Annotated in this window: 3 protein-coding genes and 2 pseudogenes; 4 read left to right on the forward strand and 1 reads right to left on the reverse strand. The window is 75.0% G+C overall.

Translation table 11 applies throughout. The features are described from left to right. From H5J30_RS21520 to H5J30_RS21535, 4 genes and pseudogenes are all read left to right on the forward strand, one after another. A partial coding sequence (locus H5J30_RS21520) for an AAA family ATPase (protein WP_181789029.1) occupies positions 1 to 898 on the forward strand: 898 nt, incomplete at its 5' end. Between the two features lie 125 nt (positions 899 to 1023). Beyond that, positions 1024 to 1974, forward strand: a pseudogene (locus H5J30_RS21525) (GNAT family N-acetyltransferase); the annotation flags it as partial. Between the two features lie 37 nt (positions 1975 to 2011). Continuing rightward, positions 2012 to 2806, forward strand: a complete 795-nt coding sequence (locus H5J30_RS21530) for an SDR family oxidoreductase (RefSeq protein ID WP_181789030.1) — start codon at positions 2012 to 2014, stop codon at positions 2804 to 2806. A 102-nt stretch (positions 2807 to 2908) separates the two neighbouring features. Continuing rightward, positions 2909 to 3274 carry a nucleotide pyrophosphohydrolase gene (locus H5J30_RS21535; RefSeq protein ID WP_181789031.1) on the forward strand — a complete coding sequence of 122 codons (366 nt, stop codon included), beginning with the start codon at positions 2909 to 2911 and terminating at the stop codon, positions 3272 to 3274. A gap of 14 nt (positions 3275 to 3288) precedes the next feature. Here H5J30_RS21535 and H5J30_RS21540 read toward each other — a convergent pair. Then, positions 3289 to 3747 (reverse strand): annotated as a pseudogene (locus H5J30_RS21540) (isocitrate lyase/phosphoenolpyruvate mutase family protein); the annotation flags it as partial. Positions 3748 to 3784 lie beyond the last annotated feature (37 nt).

Consider the following 3784-nt stretch of genomic DNA (forward strand, 5'->3'; position numbering starts at 1 on the left):
CGGCGACATCCGGCTCGACGTCGCCGTCCAGGCCGAACCCGAACTGCGCATCGTCGGCGAACGCCTCACCGGCGCCGGCCACACCCTCCTCGCCACCGCACTGCGCGACCCCCGCCGCGACCGCGTCCAGGCGGCCTGGCACACCGCGGGCGCCGCCCCCGTCACCCGCGCCCCGCTGCCCGACGACCGGCTCGGCACCGCACTCTTACCACTGCGCGTCGGCGGCCGTACGGACGGCGAGCGGCTCGTGCTCGCCGCCGCGGAACAAGCCGTCCTCGCACTGCGCTCCGTCTACCCCTGCGACCCGCACCCCGCGCACATGCGCGCCGCCACGGCCGTGCCGATCGGCGGCGAACAACTCGCCCCCGACTGCCGCAACCTCCCCGCGGTGCTCCGCCGCGTACGTGACGAATGCGGCACCCGGCACGCGGCACTCCTGGACGCGCTGCGCGGCGGCTGCGCGGGCCCGGTGCACGACCTGACGACGGAGGAGTACGGGGACGGGCTGGTGCGGGCGGTGGTGCAGCGCGAACCGGGCCGGCGCAGCACACCGGTCGAGACGCTGGGCGACGGGGAGTTGCGCTACCTCGCGCTGGCGCTGGTGCTGCTCACCGGGCCCGGGGTGCTGGCCGTGGACCCGGCCTCGGAGGTGCTGCCGGCGCGGCAGGTGCTGACGGTGCTGGCGGACGGGCTCGACCGGTGCCTGGACGCGCGGCAGGCGCGGGAACTGGTGGCGCTGTGCGGGCGGATGGCGGAGCGCGGGCACATCCGGGTGGTGGGCTCCGTGAGCGACGCGGCGCTGGCGGAGGCGGAGTGCGCAACGGCGGTCGCCCTGCCGAACCGGCCGGCACCGCGGCGGGAGGGAGCGGCCCCGGCGACGGGGACGCCGACGGGGTGAGGGGACGTCTGGCGGCTGTCAGATTTCAGATTTCGGAATCTGTCAGTCGTCAGGCAGTGTCTGTCAGTCGTCAGGCCGTGCGAAATGGTGTTGCGGACCGCGGGCCGGGCCCGGACAGTTGGCGGATGCCACTCACCGTGCGGGCGGCGCGGCTCGACGACGTCCCCGCCATCTGTGCGCTCCTGAACGAGATCGACGTCCTGGAGGTCGGCCGCCCGGAGACGGACCTGCACACCGTCGAGGAGGACTTGGGGCACCCCGAGGCCGACCTCCCGCAGAACTCGTGGCTGGCCTTCGACGCCGCCGGCGCCCTCGTCGCGTACGGGCTGCTCTGGGACGAATCGTACGCCGAGCGCATCGACGTCGACCACTACGTGCTGCCCGGCCACCAGGACGCCGGGCTGCGGCTGCTGGAGCTGATGGAGGCCCGGGCCGCGGCGAAGGCCGCCGCCAACGGCGTCCGCCGGGCCGTCGTCCACCTGCACCTCAACACCGCGCCGACGATGGACACCGCGCTCCTCGACGCCCGCGGCTGGCACGTCGTACGCCGTTACCACGTCCTGACCCGCGAACTCACCCCCGCCCCGGCCCCGGTCCCGGCCCCGCCGCCCGGCGTGCGGCTGCGCGACTGCACCGCCGAGCCCGACCGCCGCCGCGTACACGCCCTGCTCCAGCGCGCCATGTCCGAGCACTTCGACTTCCAGCCGCACAGCTACGAGACCTGGCTGGCCGACCCCGCCAACGCCGGCCTCGACTGGTCGCTCGTCTGGATCGCCCACGTCGACGGCCTCGGCGACGCCGGCGCCCTGCTGGCGCGCAACGACCGCGAGGCGATGGGCTGGATCTCCACCCTCGGAGTCCTGCCCGAGGCCCGCGGCCGCGGCCTGGGCGGCCTGCTGCTGCGGCACGCCTTCGCGGCCTTCGCCGGGCGGGGGCGGAAGACCGTCGGGCTCGGCGTCGACACCGGCAACGAGTCCGGCGCGCCGGCGCTCTACGAGCGGCACGGCATGGTCGTGTACTTCGCGGTGGACACCTGGGAGATCACACTGCCCGCGGCGGCTGACGCGGCCGACGCCACCGGTGACGTACGAACGACAGCGAAACGGAGTGCACATGCCCCTCGAATGCCGGACCGCACTGGTCACCGGCGTGAGCCGGGAACAGGGAATCGGGTTCGCCATCGCCCGCCGGCTGCTGGACGGCGGCGCGCGCGTGTTCGCGCACGGCTGGACGCCGCACGACGACGAGATGCCCTGGGGCGCCGACCGCGGCGGCACCGCGGCCGTCACCGCCGCGCTCGGCGGCGAGGGCGACCGCCTCGCCTACGCGCACGCCGACCTCGCAGAACCGGCCGCCCCCGCCGCGCTGCTGGCCGCGGCGGGGGAGCGGTACGGGATGGTGGACACGCTCGTCGTCAACCACGCCCGCAGCTCCACGTACGACCTGGAGAAGCTGACGGCCGCCGAGCTGGACCTGTGCTGGGCGGTGAACGTCCGCGCCACGCTGCTGCTGGTGCAGGCGTACGCCGAGCAGTACGACGCGGCGGCGGGGAAGGAGCGGGGCGGCGGCCGGGTCGTGCTGTTCACCTCCGGCCAGCATCTGGCGCCGATGAGCCAGGAGATCCCGTACGCCGCCACGAAGGGTGCGCTCCAGCAGTTGACGCTGACGCTCTCCGACAGCCTCGTCGACCGCGGTATCACCGTGAACTGCGTCAACCCCGGCCCCACGGACACGGGCTGGGCGGGCGAGGAACTGGCGGCGCAGGTGGGGCGGGCGCTGCCGCGCGGGACGTGGAACACCCCGGACGAGGCGGCGGCCGTGGTACGGCTGCTCCTGGGCGACGACGCGGCGACGATCACGGGCAACACGGTCGACGCGGAGTCGGGCTTCCGGCGCTGGGTGTACTAGGCCCGGCTCGTGGGGCGGTCGGGTCGTGGGGCGGCCGGGTCGTGGGCGGGCCCCGGTCGTGGGCGGGCCGGGGGGCGGACGCCGGGTGGTAGACAGGAGCGCATGACCGACGACGTGCAGGCTCTGCAGAAGCGGCTCGCGGCGTTCGCCGCGGCCCGGGACTGGGAGCAGTACCACACCCCGAAGAACCTGGCCGCGGCGCTGAGCGTGGAGGCCGCGGAGCTGGTGGAGATCTTCCAGTGGCTGACGCCGGAGGAGTCCGCGCGGATCATGGCGGACCCGGACGCGGCGCACCGGGTGACGGACGAGGTCGCGGACGTGCTGGCGTACCTGCTGCAGTTCTGCTCGGCGGTGGGGGTGGACCCGCTGGCGGCGCTGGCGGCGAAGATCGAGCGCAACGAGGAGCGCTTCCCGCCGTCGCGGACGGCGCTCGCGGTGGCCGCGGCCGCCGCCAGGGCGCTGCGGTAGAGCAGGGAGCCGAGGCTGACCCTGCGTACGCCCAGCGCGGCCAGCTCGGCGACGGTGGGTCCGGTCGGCGCGTACAGGATGTTCAGCGGGACGGTGAGGGTCGCCGCCAGGGCGGCGATCCCGTCCGGATCGGACAGCCCCGGCACGAACACCCCGTCCGCACCGGCCTGTTCGTACACGGCGAGGCGCTCGCCGGTCTCGTCCTTGCGGCAGCCGAGCCAGTGGGTGTCGGTGCGGGCGTTCACGAACAGCGCGGGCGCGGCGGCCCTGACCGCGGCGATCTTCGCGGCGTGCAGCTCGACGGGGGCGAGGGTGCCGTCCGGACGGCCGTCTTCGAGGTTGATCCCGGCGGCGCCCGCGTCGTACAGCCTGCGGGCCAGCCCGGCCACCTCCTCCGGGTCGTCGCTGAAACCGCCCTCGATGTCGACGGTGAAGAGGAAGGAGCCCCGTCCGAGCCGGCGGGCGAGCGCCAAGGTCTCCTCGGCAGTCGCGGCCGCCCCGTCCGGCAGA

The organism is Streptomyces phytophilus (assembly GCF_013870535.1).
GTDB lineage: Bacteria > Actinomycetota > Actinomycetes > Streptomycetales > Streptomycetaceae > Streptomyces > Streptomyces phytophilus.